Below are 22,733 nucleotides of genomic sequence, written 5' to 3' on the forward strand. Positions count from 1 at the left end.
CCCAATCCCCAATCCCCACTCCCGAATCACGGCCTATCCAACGCCGCCGGGCGATCCGCCTGCCGTATCCGCTCCCGCCGCAGCAAATACAGCCCGCTGGCGACGATGATGCCGGCGCCGGTCCAGGTCCAGCCATCGGGCAGGGTCTGCCACAGCAGCCAGTCCAAGCCGATCACCCAGACCAGGCCGGTGTATTCCAGCGGCGCGATCATCGAGGCCTCGCCGCGCAGGAAGGCCTGGGTCAGCGCAATCTGCCCCAGTGCGCCAGCCAGGCCCATGCCGGCGATCAGCCAGGCGTGCTCGCCCCGCAACGGCACCCAGTCGGGAATGGCCAGCAGGCCGGCGCCGATCGCCATGAACAGCAGGAACGACACCACCATCGCCTGCGGGGTGTCGGTGCGGGTCAGCAGACTCACGCTGATGGCGGCGATGGCATAGGCGGTGGCCGCCAGCAGCACCATCAGCCCGGGCAGCGAGATCAGCCCGTCCACGCCCGGGCGCAACACCACGATCACCCCGACCAGGCCAATCCCGATCGCCGTCCAGCGCCGTGGCCCGACCCGCTCGCCCAGCAACGGCACCGACAGCGCCGCCACCAGCAACGGGGCGACGAAATACAGCGTGTAGGCAGTGGACAGCGGCATGCGCTTCAGGCCGTAGACGAAGCAGCCGATCATCACCATGCCCAGTACCCCGCGCAGCAGGTGCAGGCCCCAGCGCACCGGCACGATCGAGCGCGGGCCGGCGGTGGCCAGCACCCACACCAGCACGAACGGCAGCGAGGCGGCGCCGCGCAGCAAGGTGACCTGCAGCGGCGGGTAATGCGCCGACAGCAGCTTCATTCCCGCGTCCATCAGCGAGAAGCAGGCCACGGCGGCCACCATCCAGGTGATGGCGGGAAGCGGAGAGCGGGTGGTGGGCATGGGCCATTATCGCTGCGCTTGCGCGCAGACTGCCAACCGCGTGTGGACCGGGGCGACGACGCGATGCCCTAGAATGGCGGCTGTTTATAGAGAGCAGGAGCTTTGCATGCCTTCCTTCGACGTGGTGTCCGAAGTCGACAAGCACGAACTGACCAATGCGGTGGACCAGGCCAATCGCGAGCTGGATACACGCTTCGATTTCAAGGGCGTGGAAGCCAGGTTCGAGCTGGAGGACGGCAAGGCGATCAACCAGTCCGCGCCCAGCGACTTCCAGGTCAAGCAGATGACCGACATCCTGCGCGCGCGCCTGCTGGCACGCGGCATCGACGTGCGCTGCCTGGAGTTCGGCGACATGGAGACCAACCTGGCCGGTGCGCGCCAGAAGGTCACCGTCAAGCAGGGCATCGAGCAGAAACAGGCCAAGCAGCTGGTCGCCAAGCTCAAGGAGGCCAAGCTCAAGGTCGAGGCGCAGATCAATGGCGACAAGCTGCGCGTGAGCGGCAAGAAGCGCGACGACCTGCAGGATGCGATGGCGCTGCTGAAGAAGGCCGATTTCGAGCTACCGTTGCAGTTCGACAACTTCCGCGACTGAGCACGCGTTGTGGCTGACACGGCGCCTTGTTGTGCCGCGCTGTGCAGGCGGGCCGCGCGGCGCGGTGTGTCGGCCGCCCGTTACCCGGGCATCGGCCACGCGCGCGCCGGCGCGTTACGGAGCTGATGCAAGCATGCGTGGCCTGCTCTCCAGCCTGTTGCAACGCGCGCACCTGGCCACGGTGCCGCAGGCGCCGCCAGCTGCCGGGACGGCGTGCGCCATGACGCACGCACAGCCGCATATCGAAACCGGCTCGACGCTGCATACGCTGGCCGGGCTGGACCCGGTGGCGGCTGCGACCTTTGCCGATGCGTTTGCGGCGGAAGTGCAGCGCGCCATCGCCAGCTGCACGCTCGGCCAGGCCGGCACCAGCCGGGCGCAGGCGCTGGAGCAGATCCATTCGCTCAAGAACACGCTCTCGCTGACCGGCTCTGCCGAACTGCTGAACGCCTGCGACCAGTTGCGCGGCGATGTCGACGGCGGCGAACTCGGGTGCGTGCTTGCGCAGCGCTACACCGCCATTGCGACCGCGGCCGGCCTGTTGGTCAAGAATTACCGACGCACCCTCCCCAACGACGACACCGGCCCCGATGCGTAGTGGATCCAACCGTGCAGCGCCCGGCCTGATTCTGGCCGCCCGGCAGCTGCGCAACGACCGGCTCGTGCGACTGTTCGAATCGTTCCTGGAATACCGCGCCTGCGTCGGCCGGGTGATCGTGCAGACCATCGTGGCCCTATGGTGCTTCGGCTGGCTGTACGGGCCGCAGCCGGTGCTGGTCAGGGATGCGCAGGCGGTGTTCCCCACCGCGGCGATGCTGTGGGGGCTGGCGGTGGTCTGGATGGTGCTGGTACGACGCAGGCTCATCCCGCCAGGCGAGTGGTTGGATGCGATCGGGTTTGCGATGAACCTGCTGTTCATCGGCATCCAGACCTATCTGGCCTTCATCCTGCTGATGTCGCTGAATGCCTTCCTGCCCTTCATCACCATCGCCGCGGTGGCGCGCTACGGGCAGAAGGCGACGCTGCCGGTGCTGCTCAGCACCTTCGTGCTGATGCTGTTGACCGCGCCGGCCGGCTACTGGCTCTCGCGCCCTGCCTACTTCGTGTACGCGGTGGCGCTGAGCGTGGTACTGCCGCTGCTGGTGGCGCGCATCGTCAGCGCGATGCAGGAGATCGCCCTGCAGGCGCTGGCCTCGCGCGATGCGCAGAGCCGCTTCATCAGCACCATGAATCACGAACTGCGCACACCGTTGAACGCGGTCATCAACTGCGCGCAGCTGATCGATGGCGACACCTTGTCGGCACAACAACGCGAACTGATGCAGGCGATGACGGTCAATGCGATCGCGCTGCGCCACCGCGTGAACGAAGTGATCGACGTCGCCAGCATCGACGGTGGCCGGCTGCAGCTGCACAGCAAGCCGCTGAGCCTGCTCGATGTGCTGGCCACGGTCAAAGCGGTGTGTGCGAGTGCCGCGTCCACCAAGGGCGTGGCGCTGGAACTGCGCAGCGATGCGGCACAGACGCCTGACCTCATCGGCGACGAGGGGCGTATCGAACAGGTCATCACCAACCTGGTCATCAATGCGATCAAGTTCACCCCGGCCGGTGGGTCGGTGGACGTGCTGATCGCCGCCACGCAGGTGCAGCAGCGCTGGGCGATTTCGGTGACCGTGACCGACACCGGCATCGGCATTGCCGACGACCAGAAGGCCTACATCTTCACCCCCTTCACCCAGCTCAGCACCGGTTTCAGCCGCACCGAGGGCGGGGTCGGCCTGGGTTTGTACATTGCGCTGTCGGTGTCCGACGCGATGGGCGGCAGCCTGAGCGTGCGCGACAATCCCGGCGGCGGCAGCGTGTTTCGCTGGACCTTCGCGCTGGCTGCCGCCGCGGCGCACCGCAGCCGACCGCCGGCGCTGCGCGAGGCCCTGCAGCAGCATGCCGCGACGGTGCCGCCGCTGCATTGCCTGGTGTTCGAGGACTTGGACACCAATCGGCTGGTGATCGGCAACCTGCTCACCCGCGCCGGGCATCGGGTGAGCTTTCACAGCGATGGCAGCAACGCGGTGCAGCGCATCCGCGAAGCGGCGCCGGACCTGGTGTTCCTCGACCTGCACATGCCCGGCACCTCGGGCTGGGACGCGCTGCGCGAGGCGCGCGAGGCGATCGCCGCCCTGCCGCCGATCATCGTGCTGACCGCCGATACCCGCACCGATTCGATGCGCGAGGCCACCGCTGCCGGCGTTGCCGGCTATCTGTCCAAACCGATCAACGCGCACGAGTTGCTGGCCATCCTGGGCGCGCAGGCCCCCCATGCAACCGGCTGACCTGAAACCGGGCAACGCGGCACGCCAGCACTGGCATGCCGGCGCGCAGACGCGCACACCGCTGGCGCTGCTGTACCTACACGGGTTCACCGCCAGCCCGGGAGAAGCCGGCGACCTGCCCGAGCAGATCGCCGATGCGCTGGCTGCCAACCTGTACGTGCACCGGTGGCCAGGGCATGGCCGCAGCGCGGCCGACGCGATGCAGGGGCTGACGCCGGCGGTGTTGCAGGCCTCGGCACTGGATGCGCTGGCGCAGGCGCAGCGCATGGGCGCGCGCGTGGCGATCGTCGGCTCGTCCATGGGCGCCACGCTGGGCTTGTGGCTGGCGGCGCAACGTCCCGATGCGGTGGCCGCAGTGATTGCCTGGTCACCGGGCATCCGGCCGGCCGATCCGGCGCTGCTGGATCAGGTCTGCGCCGCGCAAACGCCATTGACCGACCCACGCCCGCGCACCGCCGCGTCCCTGGCGTTCTGGTCGAGCACCATCCACCCGGACGGCTTCCGCGCGCTGCGCAACCTGTTCGACGCGGTTGCCGCCGATCCACCCTGGCCACGCGTGCGCTGCCCGGTGTTTCTGGGCTATTACCGCGCTGCCAACGGCGAGGAGGATCCAACCGCCTCGGTGCCGGCGATGCTGGCCATGTTCGCCGCGCTCGGCAGCGCGCCGGCACACACCTGCGCGATGGCCTTCGATACCGGCGCGCATGCGATCGGCTCGCCGCACAAGACCCCGCACGCCGATACGGTTGCGCAGGCCTCGATTGCATTCTTGCGCGCGCATGTCGGCCTCAATGGCGCACGCGCTGACGCCGGGTCCGCGTGAGCGCTGCAACTGCCGCGGGTTTTCCCTGCACTCGGCTCGCCGTGTCGGCCGCGCCTGCTCGGCGCGGCGCCGCAGCGGCACGGGCGGCCGCGCCGGCAGCGATCGCATACACTGGCCCACCATCACGCCGCCGCCACGATGACGCCCACCCCTGCCACGCTTGATCCGTTGACCGCCACCCGCCAGTGGATCGAGCGCGCGGTGATCGGCTTGAACCTGTGTCCATTCGCCAAGGCGGTCTACGTCAAGGAGCAGGTGCGGCTGGTGCTCAGCGATGCCAGCACGCCCGAGGCGCTGCTCGAACAACTGGCCGAGGAGCTGGTGCTGCTGCGCGACACGCCGGCCGAGCAGATCGACACCACCTTGATCGTGCATCCGGACGTGCTCACCGATTTCCTGGACTACAACGACTTCCTCGACAACGCCGATGCGGCGGTGGACGCGCTGGATCTGGACGGCGTGCTGCAGGTGGCCAGCTTCCATCCGGACTATCAGTTCGCAGGCGCGGCGGTGGATGACGTGGCCAACTTCACCAACCGCTCGCCCTTCCCCACCTTGCACCTGCTGCGCGAAGACAGCGTGGAGCGCGCGGTGGCCGCGTTCCCGGACCCGGATGTGATCGTCGAACGCAATATCCAGACGCTGGAACGCCTGGGCCAGGACGGCTGGGAACGGTTGTTGAGCGCATCGCAGCACTGACCGCCGCAGCGCGTGCGGTGGCACCAGCGGTGCCGGACGGCCGCGTCGGAGACACGTGGCGCCGTGCCGGCGCGCCCTAGCTCGGCCCACCGATGACGGCGCGGTAAGGCACCAGAAGGCACCAGCATGCCCGGGCCGCACGCGGGAATCGCGTTGCTATGGCCACCACGGCGCCCGCGTTACAGTGCGCGCGACCTCACTGCCATGGTGCGCCCGATGCCGCTGACTCCCGCCGTCTCCGCATGGAATCCCTCCCCGTTGCAGGACCGCGTGGTGGTGATCACCGGTGGTGCCCAAGGCATCGGCCGTGGCATCGCGCAGGCGGTGCTGGGCGCCGGCGGCAGCGTGGTGATCGGCGACCTGGATGCCGATGCCGGCAAGGCCTGCCTGCAGGAGTGGGCGTTGCCGCGGCGCAGTGCCTTCGTGCGCTGCGATGCCGCGCGCGAACCGCAGGCAGCGCGCCTGATCGCCACCGCGCTCAGGCGCTTCGGGCGGCTCGATGGCCTGGTCAACAACGCAGGCGTGGCCGATCCGCATGTGGCGCCCTTGCCGCAACTGGACTGGCAGGAGTGGAATCGCAGGCTGGCCAGCCTGCATGGCGCATTCCTGTGCAGCAAGCAGGCCTTGCCCGCCTTGGCGCAGGCCCAGGGCGGCGGTGCGATCGTCAATATCGCCTCCACCCGCGCCTGGCAATCGGAGCCCCATAGCGAGGCCTATGCCGCCGCCAAGGGCGGGCTGGTGGCCTTCACCCACGCCTTGGCGCTGAGCGAAGGCCCGCAGGTGCGCGTCAACAGCATCAGCCCGGGGTGGATCAGCACCGACGCCTGGCGCGCGCCGCAGCGCCGGCGCACACCCAAGTTATCGCGGCGCGACCATGCCCAGCATCCGGCCGGACGCGTCGGCACGCCGGACGACATCGCGCAGCTGGCGGTCTATCTGCTGTCGCCGCAGCTGTCGGGCTTTGTGACCGGGCAGGACTTCATCGTCGATGGCGGCATGTCGCGCAAGATGCAGTACGTCTAAGGAGTGCCGCGCATGCCGGGATCGGCGCATGCGCACTCAACGGCAACGCGGCTCAGGCCTGCGCGCCGCGGCCGAACAACACCGCAAGATCCTCCGCCGCCAACGCGCGCCATTGCCCGGACGGCAGGCCATCCAGCGACAAGCCACCGATGCGGCTGCGGTGCAAGGCCACCACGTGATTGCCGGCGGCGGCGAACATGCGCCGCACCTGGTGATAGCGGCCTTCGTGCAAGGTCAGGCGTGCCTGGCGTGGGCCGAGCACGTCCAGTTCGGCCGGCAGCAGCGGCTTGGTTTCGCCTTCCAGCAGGAGCGTGCCGCTGGCAAACAGCGCCGCTTCGTCGCCGCGCAGGTCCTCGGCCAGGGTGACGTCGTAGACCTTGTCCAGCGCCGACTTGGGCGAAATGATCCGGTGCAGCAGCGCGCCGTCGTCGGTCATCAGCAACAGGCCGCTGGTCTCGCGGTCCAGCCGCCCCACCGGCGCCAGCACCGGTGCGCGCGAGCGGAAGCGCGGCGGCAGCAGTTCGTAGATCAGCCGGCCGGTGTCCTTGGTCGAGCAGGTGTAGCCGCCGGGCTTGTGCAGCAACAGGCTCAGACCCGGTGGCGGATCCAGCGGCTCGCCATCGATGCGGATCGCATCGTGCTCCACCTGGTCGTCGGCATACAGCACCTCGCCGGCGGCATCGGTGACCGCGCCCTGGCGAAACAGCTGGGTCACCTGCTTGCGGCTGCCGTAGCCGAGATTGGCGATGTGCTTGACCAGCTTCATGCGCGCGCTCCGCGGCCGCGGATGGCGGAAATCAGCTTGAACCCGTCGCGTTCGGCGGCCACGCGCACCTGCCCGAAGCTTTCGTTGAGCACGTATTCGTAGGGCAGATGCCGGTTGGCGACCAGCAGCAGCTGCCCACCCGGGCGCAGCGCCTGCGCGGCCACGGCGATGAAGCGCTGACCGATATCCGGGCGATCCGCGCGCGAAGGCGTGTGGAACGGCGGGTTGCTGACGATGAAATCGTACTGCGCCGCCAGGCCGGCGGTGACGTCGCGCCAGTGGTACTGCAGCTGCGCCGGATGCGCGATGGCCTGCAGATTGCGCTGCGCCAGGGTGAGTGCACGCGCCTCGGCCTCGTACAGATCCAGTCCGGTGACCTTGGGGCAACGCGCCAGCACCTCGGCCGACAGATAACCGAAGCCCGCGCCCAGGTCGGCGCCATGCCCGGCCAGCGTGCCCGGCAGATGCTCGACCAGCAGCGCCGAGGCAGGATCGATGCGGTCCCAGGCGAACACACCGGGGCGGCTGACGAAGCGCCCGTCCAGGATCGGGCGCGGCGCATCCAGCGCGGCCCAGCGCACCTGCAGCGCCGCATCGGTGTCGGCGGGCAGCGGCGGGCTCCAGTAGGTGCGGCAATGGTGCTTGGTCAGGCTGCCGGCCAGGCCGGTGAGCTGACGCAGATCGGCCTCGCCCGAGCGCGCGCCCTCGTTGTTGGACTGGCAGGCCACTACGCGGCCGCCCGGCGCAGCCAGCGCCACTGCGCGCGCAAACAAGGCACGCGCTTCCTCGCGTTGCCGCGGCGGCAGCACCAGCACCAGGGCGTAACGGGTGCTGTCGGCCTCGATCTGGCCCTCTTCGCGCACGCTCCAGCCGTTGCGCTCCAGCGCCTCGGCGAACGGGCGAAAGCTCTGCTCGCAGGTCAGTGCATCGGCCGCCGCATGCGCGCGCAGCGGAAAGCCGTCACGCGCGCGCAGGAACAGCACCGGGCCGCTGGGCCACGGCAGCACGCCCTGGGCAAAGGGCAGAAACAGGGCTTGAAGCGGGGCATCGTGCGGGCCAGCCATCGGATCATCGGGTCGGGAACAGGCTGCCATTGTAAGGGAGCACTGCCTGTCCCCCGCCCTGGTGCTGGCTTGAACGGGCGTTCGATTGCGTGACCTGCAGACTGCGGCCCTTCCAATGTCTATACGGACTATTGATGCTTACGCAACATCCGCCCACCTAGGCTGGAATCACACCAATACCGGAGAGACGCGATGCGAGCCCTGTTCGTAGGTGGAGTGGTCGACAACAGCGAAATGGATCTGGATGACACCCCGCCACCGATGCATTACCCCGAAAACACCGGCGCGGGCCGGCCGCGTTATCGCCTGCATCAGGTCGGTGAGCGCGACGATGGCAGCGTGGCGTATGCGGTCTATGGCGCACCGGAGATGGCCGATGAAGACATCAGCCGGATCACCGAGGAGCGCGGCTATGCACGACGTTTCAGCGCGTCGCCCGAATCGCCGCGCTGAGCGCACCGGCGCAACAGCGCGCGCGATAGCGGAACGCGCATGAAAAAACCGGGCCTGGGCCCGGTTTTTCCTGTTTGACGGCCGGGATCAGCGCGTCTTCGGTGTCACCCGCCAGATCACGTTCCCGACATCGTCGGCCACCAGCAGCGCGCCGGTATTGTCCGGGCTCACGCCCACCGGGCGCCCCTGTGCATTGCCCTCGGCGTCCAGGAAACCATCCAGCACGGTGATCGGCGTGCCGCTGGGCTTGCCGTCGGCAAACGGCACGAACAACACCTTGTAGCCGCTGGGCGGATCGCGATTCCACGAGCCGTGCTGGCCGATGAAGGCGCCCTGCCGGAAGCGCTCCGGCAGCAGGCTTCCGCTGGCAAAGCTCAGACCGAGCGAAGCGGTATGCGGGCCCAACGCGTAATCGGGCTTGAGCGCCTTGGCCACCAGCTCGGGGTTTTGCGGCTTGACCCGCTCGTCCACGTGCTGGCCGTAGTAGCTGTACGGCCAGCCATAAAAGCCGCCGTCGCGCACCGACGTGAGGTAGTCGGGCACCAGATCGCTGCCGATCTCGTCGCGCTCGTTGACCACGACCCACAGCGACTTGCTCTGCGGCTCCCAGGCAGTGCCGACCGGATTGCGCAGGCCGCTGGCAAACACGCGGCTGCTGCCGGTGGCCGGGTCGATCTCCAGAATCGCCGCACGGTTGAGTTCGGCCTCCATGCCGTTTTCGGCCACATTGCTGTTGGAACCGACGCCGACGTACAGCTTGCTGCCATCGGCACTGGCCAGCAACGACTTGGTCCAGTGGTGATTCAGCCCGCCAGGCAGATTGGCCACGAAGGTCGGCTTGGCGGTGATATGCGTTTCGCCGGGCTTGTACGGGAAGCTCACCAGCGCATCGGCATTGGCCACGTAGAAACGATCGCCGACCAGGGCCATGCCGAATGGCGAAAACAGGCCGCTGATGAACTGGGTACGCACTTCGGCCACGCCGTCGCCGTCGGCATCGCGCAGCAAGGTGATGCGGTTGGCGCTGGGCACCACGGCACCGGCCTTGCTCATCATCGCGCCCTGCACCTTCTTGCGAATGCCACCGCCTTCGGCGCTGTCCGGTTTGGGCGGCTCGGCGGTTTCGGCCACCAGCACGTCGCCGTTCGGCAGCACATAGATCCAGCGCGGGTGGTCCAGATCACGCGCGAACGCGGCAACCTGCAGGTCGTCGGCGGCGATCGGCTTGGCGTTCTCGGTCCAGCGCTTGACCGGCGCCACCTTGACGGTGGGGATCAGGCGTTTGACCGGCTCGGGCAATTGCGGGTTCGGCCCGGTCCCCTGTTCGATGGCAAGCGTGGCGGTGTCGCCGCAGGCGGCGAGGACGGCGACGGTCAGTAGCGACAGCGGCCAGCGGGCGAGCTTCAACGCGGGAGCATTCATTGCGCGGGCAATCCTGAACAGTTGCGACAATCGGCCATCATGCCGTCACCGCCACCACGAGAAGTAAACACATCGTCAATGCATCGTTCAGGGCGCGGCTTGCGGATCACTGCCCAAGGGCAACGGATGCACGGCCACGATGCGGTCCATCCAGATCCAGTGCGGCTCCTGTGCGGCGTCCAGCTGGTCGATGCGCAACTGGCCGTTGAGCCCTTCGCGCTGCTGGTCGTCCAGGTAGGTCTGGATGCTCGGGCGCACCGCGACGGTGCCGCTGATCATGCTGCCGTCGTCGAGTTCGACGCGGACGCGCTCCTGGCCACCGAGCAGCGAGACCCAATGTTCGAGCGTGGCGATCTGCACTTGTTCCGAATAGACGTGCGGGGCGTATCTGGACATGGCGTCATCTCCATCGAGGGAGTGCATCACGCTAGGCCACATGCTGTGAAAGAGGCAGCAAACAGCCCCCTTCGGCCGGTTGCGGATCTGTCGCCGCGACGGCGCGGCATCAGACCCGCCTTCGGCCTCACTCCACCGATTCGCGCGCGGCGCGTACCGCGGTGACCAGCTGGGCGACGCTGTAGGGCTTGGCCAGATGCTCCTGGAAACCGGAGTCCAGCGCGCGCTTGCGATCGTCGTCGCGTGCCAGTGCGGTCACGGCCACCGCCGGCAGTGCTGCCGCGTCCAGCCCCAGGTTGTCGCGCACGGTGCGGATCAGCCCGTAGCCGTCCATGCCCGGCATGCCGATGTCGGTCAGCATCAGATCGAAGCGTGCGTGGCCGCGATGATCGATCAACGCCAGCGCATCGGTGGCGCTGCCGGCGGTGACCACTTCGGCGCCCTGCTCTTCCAGCAGGCGGCGCAGGTAGTCGAGCATGTCCGGCTGGTCTTCCACCGCCAGCAGGCGCAGGCCGTTGAGCGCACGCGCTTCGATGATCTGCTCGGACATCAGCCGCCGGCGCAGCTCGCGCCGCGGACGCCTGGCCTGGTCGGGAACATGCTCGGGCAGGCGCACCGTGAACGTGGCGCCCTTGCCGCGCCCGCCACTGGTGGCGCTGACCTGGCCGCCATGCATTTCCACCAGCTGCTGCACGATCGCCAGGCCCAGGCCCAGGCCGCCGTGCTGGCGCGTGGTGGTGCCGTCGGCCTGGCGGAACCGGCCGAACAGATGCGGCAGGAATTCGGCAGCAATGCCGTCGCCCGAATCGCGCACCGACACCAGCACGTGGCCGTCGTCGCGCTCGATGGTGACGTCGATGCGGCCATGCGCCGGAGTGAACTTGATCGCATTGGACAGCAGATTCCACAACACCTGCTGCAGCCGCGTGGCATCGCCCAGCACCAGGCACGGCGTGGACGGGGCATGCACCTCCAGCACCTGGTCCTTGCCCTCGGCCGCCAGCTCTTGGGTGTTCAAGGCTTCGCGCACCTGCTCGGCCAGGTCCAGCGACTCGACCTCCAGCTGCACCTTGCCCAGCAACATGCTGCTGAGATCGAGCATGTCCGAGATCAGGCGTTTCTGCGCACGGGCGCTGCTGGCGATCACCGACAGGCCCTTGTAGTTGGGATGGCCTTCCTCGACCCGCTGCAGCAACAGCTCGCTCCACCCCAGGATGGTGGTCAGCGGCGTGCGCAGCTCGTGCGACAAGGTGGCCAGGAATTCGTCCTTCAGCCGCGCCATGCTCTCAGCTTCGTTGCGCGCACTGCGCTCGGATTCGAGCAGTTGCTCGCGCGCCAGTTCGATCTCGCGCTGTTCGGTCACGTCCGGGCTGCTGCCGGCCAGGCCGATGAAGCGCCCGTCGGCCGAGTAGCGCGGCGTGGCGGTCATCTCGATCCAGCGCCACTGCCCGTCGTGGCGACGCGCACGCACCAGCGCGTGCAGGCCGCGCTGTTCGTCCAGCGCGGCGGCGAGTTCGAACTGGAAGATCGACAGGTCGTCCGGATGCAGCAACTCGCTCCAGGCCGAGACCGTGCCGCTGGAAATGTCGATGCCGAAGAATTCGCCATACGCGCTGTTGACGAAGCGCACCACGCCCTGCGCGTCCAGCACCCAGACCGGCATCGGCAGGCCGTCGGCCAGCGCGCTGAAGCGGGCCTCGCTCTCGGCCAGCTCGCGCTCCACCCGCTTGCGCTCGGTGATGTCCATGAACAACACCGCCACCCGCGCCTGCTCGGGCTGACCGACCCGGAACGCATCCACCGAGTACCAGCGGCGCAGCGCCTTGGCCTGCATTTCGAAGTGGATGCGGTTACCGGTGCGGGCGACATGGCCGTAGCGGTCGAACCACTCCTGTTCGTGATCGGCCAGCATGCCGCGAATGGACACGTTCACTACGTCAGACAGACCGGTGTAACGCTCGAACGCGTCATTGGTCATGCGGAACACGTAATCGACGGCCTGGTCGCCGTCGAACACCATGTCGATGACGCAAAACCCCGCATCCAGGTTATGGAAGATCTCGTGGTACATCCCCGGGTCGAGGAAGGGCTCGGCGGATGCTGCCGGGAGGCCGGTGGCCAGATCGGGGCGGGTGGTCGAGGTGCTCAAATCGGGATCCAGGGGTGATGCCAGGGCGGATGACGGGCAGATGAAAGCACGCACGGTGTCGTCAGCGGGTGCACAGCCAGCCGACCCGGTTCACACGCATCCAGCCGGTTCCCTGGCCATCACCACAACAGCGCCGCGCACAGCGCGATGCATGCCGCCAGCACCACGATCCCTGCGATCATGCCGCGGAACACCCATTCGCCTTCGCGGCGCAATTGCTCGTCCATCCAGCGCTGCGCTTCTTCGCGCCAGGCGGTGGAGCGCGCGTACTCGGCATCGAGCAACAGCAGCCTCACCCGCGACAGGCCGAGCTTGGCGCATTCGCTGCGGCAGCGCTCGCTGAAACCATCTTCGCCGGTGGCGACCTGTGCGCCCAGCGGCAGCTGCAGTTCGAGTTCATGCCTGGACATAACGGGGACGCTCCTGATCAAGCTCGTGTTCCAGCGCCATCCGCGCCAGTTGGGTGTAGTTGGCACGCGGACCCTGGCCCCGGCCGGTGAGCATTCCCTGGTAATCCAGGTCCTGCCACACCCGCCCGGTCCACTCCACGCAATCCTCGGCAATCACCAGCATCAGCGAGTAGCGATACTCCAGCCCGTTGGCAGCGGTGTAGGCGTAGACCGGCGGAAACTGCACCGCCACATCGCCCTGGCGCGCCAACGCGGCCAGGTGCTCGCGCAAGGCCTCGCGCGGCGAGGCCCCCGGTGCCAGGCGCAGCGTGCGCGTTGCCAGATCCAGGTCCACCTCGCTTTGCAGGGCGACGAAGGCGGCCGCCCCGGTCGCGGGATTGTGGCCGTGCTGCTTCGCCCAGTCGATGAACTGCAGGCGCACGTCCGACGGCATGTGTGCCGGCGCCGAAGAGGCTGATTTTGTGCGGAAAGAGTGGGTGTCCATGCTGGCGATCTTCCCGGCTGCGCCGTGAAGCGCAGGCGCAGGCGCAGTGAACCCGCCGTCATGGTGCCGACGCCGCGGATTAACCGCGTGGCAATGACCCTGCCAGGCCTTGCGCGGCAAGCGTTGCCGGCAAGCAGACGCGCCCCCACACTGCAGAAACGCCCGGTACTTCCACGTACCTTCCGCTTGGAGACTTTCCATGAAACGTTCCAGCCTTTGCGGCGCCAGCCTGTTGCTGGCAGGACTGCTCGCGGCAACCGGCGCGCAGGCACGTGTACGTAACGTCACCGATCCACAGGCGCCGCGCGCGGTGAGCGGCGACGGCAAGGTCGATGTCCGCTGGACCGATCCGGCACAGTTTTCCGAAGTGCGCTTCAGCGGCAACCGCTGGGAAGCACAGCGTGGCGACTGGGTCACCCAGCTGGCGAGCTATTTCCAGCAGAGCGCCGCGCGCAAACTCCCCGACGGCCAGCGCCTGAGCGTGACCATCACCGACATCCGACGCGCCGGCCAGTACGAGCCCTGGCGCGGGCCGCGCATGCAGGACGTGCGCATCGTCAAGGACATCTACCCGCCGCGCCTGAGCTTCAACTACACGCTGACCGGCGCCGATGGCCAGGTGATCGACCAGGGCGAACGCAAGCTGGTGGATTCGGCCTTTCTGATGAGCGGGCCGCGCCTGACCGACAGCGACCCGCTGCGCTTCGAGAAGGCGATGATCGACGACTGGGTGCGCAAGCAGTTCCGCGGCGACCGGAGCACGGCCGGGCTGTGATTGGTTGGTGCTGACGGCGCCAGAAAAGCAACTCGGCTTTGTGTGAGAACGGCGCGTCGCGACGCGCCGTTTTTATTCATAGCGCAAGGCGATTACGCATCCGCAATGCCATGACGGTTAACAGCGCCATAGGAGTTACTAGCGCACTTCCGGCGTACGACAACCCCTTATCGCCCCTCTCCCGGCGGGGCGATAAGGCACTGCCTGCGCGCCACCGGCGCGCGGGCCTTGGAGTGCCCGCGCTGCTGGCGCGGGCCGGGCGCGGAGCGGGGGTTGGGGTGAGGGTATGTGGCGAAGCTCACGTGTCGTTCCAAATGCCTGTGGCTTCGCACGTCTCCTCATCCTCCCCTTCGGGGCAGCTTCTCCCGATGGGAGAAGCGAGACACCTCACCGCGTGAGGCCCTCGCCCACTGCAGCCTCGCCCACATACACCCGCGGCACGCGCTTGAGTCCGCACAGCAGCTGATACGCGCTGACATTGCACTGCGTTGCCAGCGGACTGACGCGCGGCGCGTCTCCCCAGAGCTGCACGCTGGCACCGATGTCGGCCTGCGGATGCTCGGTGAGGTCCACGGTCAGCATGTCCATCGACACGCGGCCGATCAGCGGGCAGACCTGTCCATCCACCAGCACCGGCGTGCCGTTGGGAGCGAACTGCGGATAGCCGTCGGCATAGCCCATCGCCACCACGCCGACGCGGGTCGGCCTTTCGGCGACGAAACGGGCGCCGTAGCCCACCGGTTCGCCGGCCGGCAGCTCGCGCACCGAGATGATGCGCGAGCGCAGCGTCATCACCGGACGCAGCTGCGCGGTGATGTCGGTGTCCTGCGGGAACGGGTTTGCGCCGTACAGCATCAACCCCGGACGCGACCAGTCGTTGCGCAGCGCCGGCCAGCCAAGCAGGCCGGGCGAATTGCGCAGGCTGGTTTCCGCAGGCATGCCGCCCGCTGTCAGCGCGAACGCCACCGCCTGTTCGTCGGTGCGGCTGCACTCCAGCTCGTCGGCGCGCGCCAGGTGGGTCATCAGCACCAGCGAGGCGATCTGCGGCAGCCCGCGCAGACGCAGCCACGCCGCACGGAAATCTTCCGGCGACAGGCCCAGCCGGTGCATGCCGCTGTCCAGCTTCAGCCACACCCGCAACGGACGCGGGCTCTGGAACTCGGCCAGCGCGCGCACCTGCTGCGGCGTGGCCACCACCGTCCACAGATCGTGCTCGGCGATCAGGCGCAGTTCGTCGTGTTCGAAGAACCCTTCCAGCAGCAGGATCGGCGCGCGGATGCCGGCCTGGCGCAGCTCCAGCGCTTCTTCGATGCAGGCCACCGCAAAGCCGTCGGCCTCGCCGTCCAGCGCCTGCGCGCAGCGCACTGCGCCGTGGCCGTAGGCATCGGCCTTGAGCACCGCCAGGGCCTTGCTGTTGCCCAGGCGCCTGGCCAGGCGGTAGTTGTGACGCAATGCGTCCAGATCGATCAACGCTTGCGCAGGACGCACTACGCGGCCTCCTGCTGCGCGCGTGCGCTGCGTGGCGACAGGTAACGGAAGATGTCCAGGCCTTCGCTATCGATGTCGGGCGTACGGCCCTGCATCAGGTCGGCCAGATAGCGGCCAGACCCACAGGCCATGGTCCAGCCCAGGGTGCCGTGGCCGGTATTGAGGAACAGGTTGGCATACGGCGTGGCGCCGACCACCGGCGTGCCGTCCGGCGTGGCCGGGCGCAGGCCGGTCCAGAACTCGGCCTGGGCCAGATCGCCGGCCCCGGGAAACAGGTCGTTGACCACCATCTCCAGCGTGGCGCGACGGCGCGGATTCAAGGACAGGTCGAAGCCGGCCACCTCGGCCATGCCGCCGACGCGGATACGGTCGTCGAAACGGGTCAGCGCGATCTTGTAGCTCTCGTCCAGCACCGTGGAGGTCGGCGCGCGCTGTGCGTCCACGATCGGAATGGTCAGCGAGTAGCCCTTGAGCGGATACACCGGCAGATGCAGGCCGAGCGAGAGCAGCAGGTCGGCCGAATAGCTGCCCAACGCCAGCACGTAGCGGTCGGCGGTTTCGATGCGGCCATCGATCTGCACGCCGGTGACGCGCCCGCCTGCGTGCTGCAGATGCTCGATCTGCTGCCCGTAGCGGAACTCTACCCCGGCCTGCGTGGCCAGTTCGGCCAGGCGCTGGGTGAACAGCCGGCAGTCGCCGGTCTGGTCTTCGGGCAGGCGCAAGGCACCGGCCATCTGCGCGCCACCGCCGGCCAGGCCCGGTTCGAACTGCGCGATCTGCGCCGGGGTCAGCAGCTCGTAGGGCACGCCGTACTGGGCCAGCACCTCGATGTCCTGCGCAGCGGCATCCAGTTGCTGCTGGGTGCGGAACAGCTGGGTGGTGCCGAGCTGGCGACCCTCGAACTCGATGCCGGTGCTGCCACGCAATGCGTTCAGGCAATCACGGCTGTAGTCGGACATGCGCACCATGCGCGCCTTATTCACCGCATAGCGCTCGGCGGTGCAGTTGCGCAGCATCTGGCTGAGCCAGGCAAGTTGTCGCAGGTCGCGGGTGGGCCGGATCGACAATGGTGCATGCTGCTCGAACAGCCACTTCATCGCCTTGCCGGGCACGCCGGGCGCAGCCCATGGCGAGGTGTAGCCGAACGACAGCTGGCCGGCGTTGGCATAGCTGGTCTCCAACGCCGCCGCCGGCTGGCGGTCGACCACGGTGACCTGGCAACCGGCCTGCGCCAGATACCAGGCCGTGGTGGTGCCGATGACGCCGCTACCGAGAATGAGCACCCGCATGTCGTTCTCCTGGAAAGGGTATTCCCCCACAACCAGGCGCCGAGGGGGATAGTTAGACGCAGTATATTGAGAGCAAGGCAGTGCCATTTCTGGAATCAGCGCACCTTGGCAGTGAATCCTCCTGTCAAAACTTGTGGAAGCAGACCCGATGACGACCCGCACCCGCGAGCTGGACAAGATCGACCGCAAGATCCTGCGCATCCTGCAGCAGGAGGGGCGGATTTCCTTTACCGAACTGGGCGAGCGGGTGGGTCTGTCGACCACCCCCTGCACCGAGCGCGTACGCCGGCTGGAGCGCGATGGCGCCATCACCGGTTACTACGCGCGGCTGGACCCGCACTATCTCAAGGCCAGCCTGCTGGTGTTCGTCGAGATCAGCCTGGCCTACAAGTCCGGCGACATCTTCGAGGAGTTCCGCCGCGCCGCGCTCAAGCTGCCCAACGTGCTGGAGTGCCATCTGGTGTCGGGCGATTTCGACTACCTGCTCAAGGCGCGCATCAGCGAGATGGCGTCGTATCGCAAGCTGCTCGGCAGTACCTTGCTGACCATGCCGCATGTGCGCGAATCCAAGAGCTACATCGTGATGGAAGAGGTCAAGGAGACCCTGGCGTTGCCGATCGAGGGCTGATGGCTGGGATTCGGGATTCGGGATTCGTGACAGCGTGGGTCAGCGCACCACGCGCATGCCGTCGCCGGCCGGAACCGCGTCGTAGTAGCGCCCGGTCTTGGTATCCAGCACCCGGTTGGCGCCAGCCGGCTGCATGCCCTGCAGCAAGCGGCCATTGCGGTCGTAGACCATCGGCGCGCTGGCCGGCGCAACCTGGCTGCCGGCCGGTGCCACCGGCGTCTGTGCCGGGCCACGGGTCGGAATGGTGGGCGCGGACGGGCGCTGGCCGAGCTGCGAGGGCACCGGAGCCGTGCCCGGCGCAGGCTGCACGGCGCGCGGTGCGGTCAGCGTGGGCTGGGCGGGCGTGGGGCTGGTGATCGGCTGCAGGGTATTGGACGCGCGTGTGCTGGTGGCCGATTGCGCCGTTGCCGCGCCTGCGGCAAGCAACAGACCACACAGCAGCAGGCCGCGCATCGAAGAAGGAATCGCCATGACGGACACCGTGCTTGATCGAGGAGTACCGTCTGGATGGGGGCGCCGATGTACTGCGGCAATGCGGGAGATTGGCTGCGGGATGAACGCGTTCGTGAGGTGATCGCGGCGCGAAAGCATCCTTCTCCCAGTGGGAGAAGGTGGCGCGCAGCGCCGGATGAGGGTGCGTGCAACACCTGGCAATCAGTACGGGGCCATGGCCTCGCCGCCGTACCCTCAGCCCAACCTCGCTCGGCGCCCCGGCGGAAGAGGGGCTTGGTCACCCGCACGCTTGAACCACGCCGACAACGCCCACATCACGGGTGCAGGCGCGGCACCCCTGCCAGCGCGCGCATGCGAGAGCCCCATGAGCCAGTTCGACCTGACCCCTCCCTCCCCCGCCCAGCGCGACGCCCTGATCGCCGGGCTCAGCGACGAGGAACAGCGCGTGCTGCTGCACCATGGCACCGAAGCGCCATTCTGCGGGGTGTTCCTGGACAACAAGCTCGACGGCGTCTACACCTGCCGCCTGTGCGGCTTGCCGTTGTTCCGCTCCAGCGCCAAGTTCGAATCCGGCACCGGCTGGCCGAGCTTCTTCGCGCCCTACGACGCCGCCCATGTGCGCGAGATCCGCGACACCAGCTACGGCATGATCCGCACCGAGATCGTCTGCGCGCGCTGCGACAGCCACCTGGGCCACGTCTTCCCCGACGGCCCGCCGCCGACCGGCGAACGCCACTGCCTGAACTCGGTCTCGCTGGGCTTTACCGAAAACGGCCAGGCGCTGCCCAACCCCTTGCAGCGCGAAGGTGCCGAGGCGCAACCGGCCTGAGCCGACGCGTGGTGTCCGGCCCGGGGATTCCGTGCCGGATGCATGCCTGCAACACCTGCGCCTACCTATGCGCCCACTGGCAGGCGCTGCCGCATCGGCGACGCAGCGCAGCGACCCCGGCAGTGCGTCGAACCATCATTGCGACCAAGCGCCGACTCAGCTGCGCCAAACTACGTCACGACGAGCGTTGCAGAGATTGCTTGCAGTGGGTATCCGCGCCGCAAAGCCCTTCAATCAAGGGCTGGAACGGCCTGAGCGCACCTGGCGCAAGTAACGACAGCGCCGCAACCTGCCGCGTGAAGATGCGATCCACCAAGCGATCGTTCAGTTACACCGCACACCTTCACGCCGTGCGCTTCAAGAATCCGCCGCGCAAGCCGAAACAACAGCAACCCTGTTTGCTTCTGGCTGCGCCATGCTCATCATCATCGGCTTCATCGTCGTCATCGTCAGTGTCCTGGGCGGCTATGTGCTGTCGCATGGCAAGCTGGGCGCGCTCTGGCAGCCGTACGAGCTGATGATCATCGGTGGCGCGGCGTTCGGCGCGTTTCTGGTCAGCACGCCCGGCAAGATCGTCAAGGAAACCTTCAGCAGCATCATGGGCGTGTTCAAGGGCCCGCAGTACAAGTCCGACGACTACAAGGACACGCTGAGCCTGATCTACGAGCTGCTCAACAAGGCGCGCCGCGACGGCTTCATGGCGCTGGAAGACCACGTCGAAAAACCGCAGGACAGCACCATCTTCGGCAACTACCCCAAGGTGGTTGCCGACCATCACCTGCTGGACTTCATCACCGACTGCCTGCGCCTGATGATCGGCAGCAACATCGAGCCGCACGAGCTGGAGCCGCTACTCGAGCTGGAGCTGGAAAAACATCACCACGAGGCGCTGGCGCCCTCGCATGCGTTGAGCAAGGTGTCCGACGGCCTGCCCGGCTTCGGCATCGTGGCGGCCGTGCTCGGCATCGTGATCACCATGGGCTCGATCGGCGGGCCGATCGAGGAGATCGGCCACCACGTCGGCGCCGCCCTGGTCGGCACCTTCCTGGGCATCCTGCTGGCCTATGGCTTCGTCGCGCCGCTGGCCGCGGCGATGGAAGCGCGCGCCGAGCAGGACGGGCGCATGTACGAGGCGGTCAAGACCGCGCTGCTGGCCTGCCTGCGCGGCTACAACCCGAAGATTGCGCTGGAATTCGCGCGCAAGACACTGCCCTCCAACGTGCGTCCGAGCTTTGCGGATTTCGAAACGCACCTGAAGACGATCAAGTAGGGCCGCGGTCATGGCCGAGGGCAAATCCACCGTCGTCATCCGACGGGTCAAGAAGGTGCAGGGCGGCGGCCATCACGGCGGCGCCTGGAAGGTGGCGTTTGCCGACTTCGTGACCGCGATGATGGCGTTCTTCCTGGTGCTGTGGCTGATGGCCGCCACCACCAAGGAACAGCGCGCCGCGATCTCGGAATACTTCCGCAATCCCAGCCCGCTGTCGGGCAAGTCGCCGGCGCCCTCGCCGGGCATGAATGGCCCCGGCGGCGCCAGCACCTCGATGATCAAGCTCGGCGGCACCGCCGACATGGCCAAGGGGCAGAAGGACGAAATGGGCCGCAAGCGCGACAACGCCGCCGACACCAACCAAGACAGCCGCGCCAAGGACAAGAAGCGCCTGGAAGCGCTGATGCAGGACCTGAAGGAAGCCATCGACAAGAGCCAGGCGCTGGAGCCGTTCAAGGACCAGCTGCTGCTCGACCTCACCCCGGACGGCCTGCGCATCCAGATCGTGGACAAGCAGAACCGGCCGATGTTCGACATGGGCCGCGACCAGCTCAAGCCGTACACCGTGGCGATCCTGCGCGAGCTGTCCAGCTTCATCAACCAGGTGCCCAACCACATCAGCATCACCGGCCACACCGACACCACCGCCTACAGCAGCGATGCCGGCTACACCAACTGGGAACTCAGCGCCGACCGCGCCAACGCCGCGCGCCGCGCGCTGGTGGGCGGCGGCATGGACGATGCCAAGGTGACGCGCGTGGTGGGGCTGTCTTCGTCGGTGCTGTTCGACAAGACCAACCCGCAGAACCCGATCAACCGCCGCATCAGCATCGTGGTGATGACCCAGGATGCCGAACAGGCCGCGCTGGCCGGCGCCGGCCAGGGCATTGCGCTGGGCAAGCCCACCCACGATGCCGACACCCATGTGCCGGACTTGAGTGCCGCGGCGACTGCGGCCACCACGGCGGTGGGGACACCGGCCGCGCTGCCTGCGGCAGGGCCCACCGCGGCGGCGGGCGGACCTGCAGCTGCTGAGAACGCCAAACCGCCCGCGGCAACCACCACGGTCGGCAGCACCGCGCCGGCCGCGCCGCGCGTCTCCACGCGCACCCAGCTGGCCTCGGCCACGGCCCTGGCCAAGGCTGCCGAAGCTGCCGTGGCGGCGCCGCGCACTGCCGTCGGCGAAGCGCCCCAGCGGCGCTGACGGCGGCTGAGGGCATCTGGCCTGGTGATTGCCTGGCGGTTGCCTGGCGGCGGCTAGCGGTTGCTGGCGGCTGTACGGCTGGAGGCGGCAGGTTGTCGTGCAGACCTGACTGAGGTGCATGCCGAATTCCAGCATCCTGCGGCCGGCCGCTCCGGCTGCATTCCGGTCCCGACCAGCAGCGGCGCGCTCGTGCTCGGGCACAGGCGTGGTGTCGGCCGCTGCAACCTGCCCGAAATACCGGCTCGGCGCCTTCGACACGCTGGAGGGCCCATAGGAGCGTGGACTGGCGCGGCGGGCGTTCACCGGCCCGATGGCGGTACCCGAGCCGGGCTGCGCACAAGCGCCTAGAATGGTCGGCCATTCCCAGCGTCGAGAACACCGTGTCCCGCAATTCCAAGGCCAAGCGCGACAAGCGCAAGAAGTCCCAACCCAAGCGCCCGATCGTCCGTCTGGGCCAGGCGCCGCAGATCGCCAACCATGCCGTGCTGCAGGATGCCGACGGCCGCGTGGTCGCGGCGATCGGCTTGCAGAACGACAGCGAATGGCTGCTGTCGATCGGCGGCCAGACCATGGGCAGCGCCGACAATCCGGTGCCGATGCTGGCCATGCTCAAGCACCTGGCCAATCTGCAGGAGAAGGAAGGCAAGACCATCTCGCTGGAATACTCCACCCAGCTGCAGCAGATGATCGACGACCTGGCCGCCGAAGACGGCAAGACCGCCGAGGAATACCTGACCACGCTGGTGTCCGAGTTCGAGAACAGCGACGCCGAGGGCGACGACGGCGAAGCCGAAGACGCAGATGCCGAGGCAAGCGATGCCCAGGCAGATGCTGACGCCGACGCCAGCGACGCAGACGCCGCTGCCGAAACCGCAGGCGACGCGCCGCAGGACGATGCCGACGACGCAAGCGACGGCAGCAAGAAAAAGAAGACCAAGAAGGCCTGAGGGCCTGCCGGTGGCCGTCTACGTCGACGATGCGGTGCATCTGTGGCGCGAGCAGCGCTGGGCGCATCTGCTCGGCGATACGCTGGACGAGCTGCATGCAATGGCGGCGCGGCTGGGCATTCCCCGCCGCGCCTTCCAGAACAAACTCAGCGGCGCGCACTACGACGTGCCCGCACCGCTACGCACCGAAGCCATCGCGCTCGGTGCCATCGCCATCTCCCGTCACACCGATCGCGTCTTGCTCAAGGCCTTGATCGCCAATGCACGTGCGCAGGCACGGGGCGAGGCGCCTTGAGGCGGGGATTGGGGATTGGGG

25 protein-coding genes are annotated in these 22,733 nt (G+C 67.9%); 14 read left to right on the forward strand and 11 right to left on the reverse strand.

Annotated elements, in window-relative coordinates:
* Positions 1-26 precede the first annotated feature (26 nt).
* The gene (locus EO174_RS21235) at positions 27-923 is read right to left on the reverse strand and encodes a DMT family transporter (protein WP_126947331.1); all 897 of its coding nucleotides are present in this window, start codon (positions 921-923) and stop codon (positions 27-29) included.
* Positions 924-1,029: 106 nt separating this feature from the next.
* On the opposite strand from EO174_RS21235, the gene EO174_RS21240 reads away from it, so the two are divergent.
* The 6 genes from EO174_RS21240 (at position 1,030) to EO174_RS21265 (ending at position 6,390) form a co-directional block, all read left to right on the forward strand.
* Positions 1,030-1,515, forward strand: a complete 486-nt coding sequence (locus EO174_RS21240) for a YajQ family cyclic di-GMP-binding protein (RefSeq protein WP_016903460.1) — start codon at positions 1,030-1,032, stop codon at positions 1,513-1,515.
* Between the two features lie 133 nt (positions 1,516-1,648).
* Positions 1,649-2,113: a hypothetical protein gene (locus EO174_RS21245; protein ID WP_126947334.1), complete on the forward strand. Its 465-nt coding sequence runs from the start codon at positions 1,649-1,651 to the stop codon at positions 2,111-2,113.
* Positions 2,106-3,845, forward strand: coding sequence for an ATP-binding protein (locus EO174_RS21250; protein WP_126947337.1), 1,740 nt, complete (start codon positions 2,106-2,108; stop codon positions 3,843-3,845). The genes EO174_RS21245 and EO174_RS21250 overlap by 8 nt, the downstream gene beginning before the upstream one ends.
* Entirely contained in the window at positions 3,832-4,668 is an 837-nt protein-coding gene (locus EO174_RS21255) for an alpha/beta fold hydrolase (protein ID WP_126947340.1), read from the forward strand. The genes EO174_RS21250 and EO174_RS21255 overlap by 14 nt, the downstream gene beginning before the upstream one ends.
* A 138-nt stretch (positions 4,669-4,806) precedes the next feature.
* Positions 4,807-5,367, forward strand: coding sequence for a DUF1415 domain-containing protein (locus EO174_RS21260; protein ID WP_104583230.1), 561 nt, complete (start codon positions 4,807-4,809; stop codon positions 5,365-5,367).
* 216 nt (positions 5,368-5,583) lie between these two features.
* Positions 5,584-6,390, forward strand: a complete 807-nt coding sequence (locus EO174_RS21265) for an SDR family oxidoreductase (protein ID WP_126947343.1) — start codon at positions 5,584-5,586, stop codon at positions 6,388-6,390.
* 52 nt (positions 6,391-6,442) lie between these two features.
* Here the strand turns inward: EO174_RS21265 and EO174_RS21270 are convergent, their stop codons facing one another.
* Positions 6,443-7,156, reverse strand: coding sequence for a pseudouridine synthase (locus EO174_RS21270; RefSeq protein WP_119131752.1), 714 nt, complete (start codon positions 7,154-7,156; stop codon positions 6,443-6,445).
* Entirely contained in the window at positions 7,153-8,220 is a 1,068-nt protein-coding gene (locus EO174_RS21275) for a class I SAM-dependent methyltransferase (RefSeq protein WP_126947346.1), read from the reverse strand. The genes EO174_RS21270 and EO174_RS21275 overlap by 4 nt, the downstream gene beginning before the upstream one ends.
* Before the next feature lie 192 nt (positions 8,221-8,412).
* On the opposite strand from EO174_RS21275, the gene EO174_RS21280 reads away from it, so the two are divergent.
* Complete coding sequence (locus tag EO174_RS21280; protein WP_104583227.1) at positions 8,413-8,673, forward strand: hypothetical protein; 261 nt, start codon at positions 8,413-8,415, stop codon at positions 8,671-8,673.
* 87 nt (positions 8,674-8,760) lie between these two features.
* Here EO174_RS21280 and EO174_RS21285 read toward each other — a convergent pair whose 3' ends face one another.
* The 5 genes from EO174_RS21285 to EO174_RS21305 form a co-directional block, all read right to left on the reverse strand.
* Positions 8,761-10,095 carry a sorbosone dehydrogenase family protein gene (locus EO174_RS21285; protein WP_104649342.1) on the reverse strand — a complete coding sequence of 445 codons (1,335 nt, stop codon included), beginning with the start codon at positions 10,093-10,095 and terminating at the stop codon, positions 8,761-8,763.
* An 87-nt stretch (positions 10,096-10,182) separates the two neighbouring features.
* The gene (locus tag EO174_RS21290) at positions 10,183-10,491 is read right to left on the reverse strand and encodes a DUF3247 family protein (RefSeq protein WP_016903450.1); all 309 of its coding nucleotides are present in this window, start codon (positions 10,489-10,491) and stop codon (positions 10,183-10,185) included.
* Between the two features lie 127 nt (positions 10,492-10,618).
* A complete protein-coding gene (locus EO174_RS21295) occupies positions 10,619-12,652 on the reverse strand; it encodes a PAS domain-containing sensor histidine kinase (RefSeq protein WP_104583321.1) in 2,034 nt (677 codons plus the stop codon).
* Between the two features lie 107 nt (positions 12,653-12,759).
* Positions 12,760-13,050 carry a hypothetical protein gene (locus tag EO174_RS21300; RefSeq protein ID WP_104583224.1) on the reverse strand — a complete coding sequence of 97 codons (291 nt, stop codon included), beginning with the start codon at positions 13,048-13,050 and terminating at the stop codon, positions 12,760-12,762.
* Positions 13,037-13,483 carry a hypothetical protein gene (locus tag EO174_RS21305; protein WP_164739102.1) on the reverse strand — a complete coding sequence of 149 codons (447 nt, stop codon included), beginning with the start codon at positions 13,481-13,483 and terminating at the stop codon, positions 13,037-13,039. Before EO174_RS21305 ends, EO174_RS21300 begins: the two co-directional genes overlap by 14 nt.
* A 250-nt stretch (positions 13,484-13,733) precedes the next feature.
* On the opposite strand from EO174_RS21305, the gene EO174_RS21310 reads away from it, so the two are divergent.
* Positions 13,734-14,309, forward strand: coding sequence for a DUF3016 domain-containing protein (locus EO174_RS21310; protein ID WP_104649341.1), 576 nt, complete (start codon positions 13,734-13,736; stop codon positions 14,307-14,309).
* A gap of 387 nt (positions 14,310-14,696) precedes the next feature.
* On the opposite strand, the gene alr is transcribed toward EO174_RS21310, so the two are convergent.
* Both alr and EO174_RS21320 read right to left on the reverse strand, forming a co-directional pair.
* Positions 14,697-15,797, reverse strand: a complete 1,101-nt coding sequence (gene alr / locus EO174_RS21315) for an alanine racemase (protein ID WP_104649340.1) — start codon at positions 15,795-15,797, stop codon at positions 14,697-14,699.
* Positions 15,797-17,086, reverse strand: coding sequence for a D-amino acid dehydrogenase (locus EO174_RS21320; RefSeq protein ID WP_119131749.1), 1,290 nt, complete (start codon positions 17,084-17,086; stop codon positions 15,797-15,799). The genes alr and EO174_RS21320 overlap by 1 nt, the downstream gene beginning before the upstream one ends.
* A gap of 148 nt (positions 17,087-17,234) precedes the next feature.
* Between EO174_RS21320 and EO174_RS21325 the strand changes: the two genes are divergently transcribed.
* Positions 17,235-17,714 carry an Lrp/AsnC ligand binding domain-containing protein gene (locus EO174_RS21325; RefSeq protein WP_024940284.1) on the forward strand — a complete coding sequence of 160 codons (480 nt, stop codon included), beginning with the start codon at positions 17,235-17,237 and terminating at the stop codon, positions 17,712-17,714.
* A gap of 39 nt (positions 17,715-17,753) precedes the next feature.
* Here the strand turns inward: EO174_RS21325 and EO174_RS21330 are convergent, their stop codons facing one another.
* Positions 17,754-18,185: a hypothetical protein gene (locus EO174_RS21330; RefSeq protein ID WP_104649338.1), complete on the reverse strand. Its 432-nt coding sequence runs from the start codon at positions 18,183-18,185 to the stop codon at positions 17,754-17,756.
* A gap of 346 nt (positions 18,186-18,531) precedes the next feature.
* Between EO174_RS21330 and msrB the strand changes: the two genes are divergently transcribed.
* The 5 genes from msrB (at position 18,532) to EO174_RS21355 (ending at position 22,712) form a co-directional block, all read left to right on the forward strand.
* The gene (gene msrB, locus EO174_RS21335) at positions 18,532-18,996 is read left to right on the forward strand and encodes a peptide-methionine (R)-S-oxide reductase MsrB (protein WP_104583218.1); all 465 of its coding nucleotides are present in this window, start codon (positions 18,532-18,534) and stop codon (positions 18,994-18,996) included.
* A gap of 415 nt (positions 18,997-19,411) precedes the next feature.
* Positions 19,412-20,266, forward strand: coding sequence for a flagellar motor stator protein MotA (motA, locus tag EO174_RS21340; RefSeq protein ID WP_104583217.1), 855 nt, complete (start codon positions 19,412-19,414; stop codon positions 20,264-20,266).
* 10 nt (positions 20,267-20,276) lie between these two features.
* Entirely contained in the window at positions 20,277-21,470 is a 1,194-nt protein-coding gene (gene motB / locus EO174_RS21345; RefSeq protein WP_104583216.1) for a flagellar motor protein MotB, read from the forward strand.
* 278 nt (positions 21,471-21,748) lie between these two features.
* Complete coding sequence (locus EO174_RS21350; RefSeq protein WP_241240058.1) at positions 21,749-22,417, forward strand: hypothetical protein; 669 nt, start codon at positions 21,749-21,751, stop codon at positions 22,415-22,417.
* Between the two features lie 10 nt (positions 22,418-22,427).
* Positions 22,428-22,712, forward strand: coding sequence for a DUF4031 domain-containing protein (locus EO174_RS21355; protein ID WP_104583214.1), 285 nt, complete (start codon positions 22,428-22,430; stop codon positions 22,710-22,712).
* Positions 22,713-22,733: the final 21 nt, after the last annotated feature.

The sequence above is a fragment of the Xanthomonas sp. BRIP62418 genome, assembly GCF_003993495.1.
Taxonomy (GTDB): Bacteria; Pseudomonadota; Gammaproteobacteria; order Xanthomonadales; family Xanthomonadaceae; genus Xanthomonas; species Xanthomonas euroxanthea.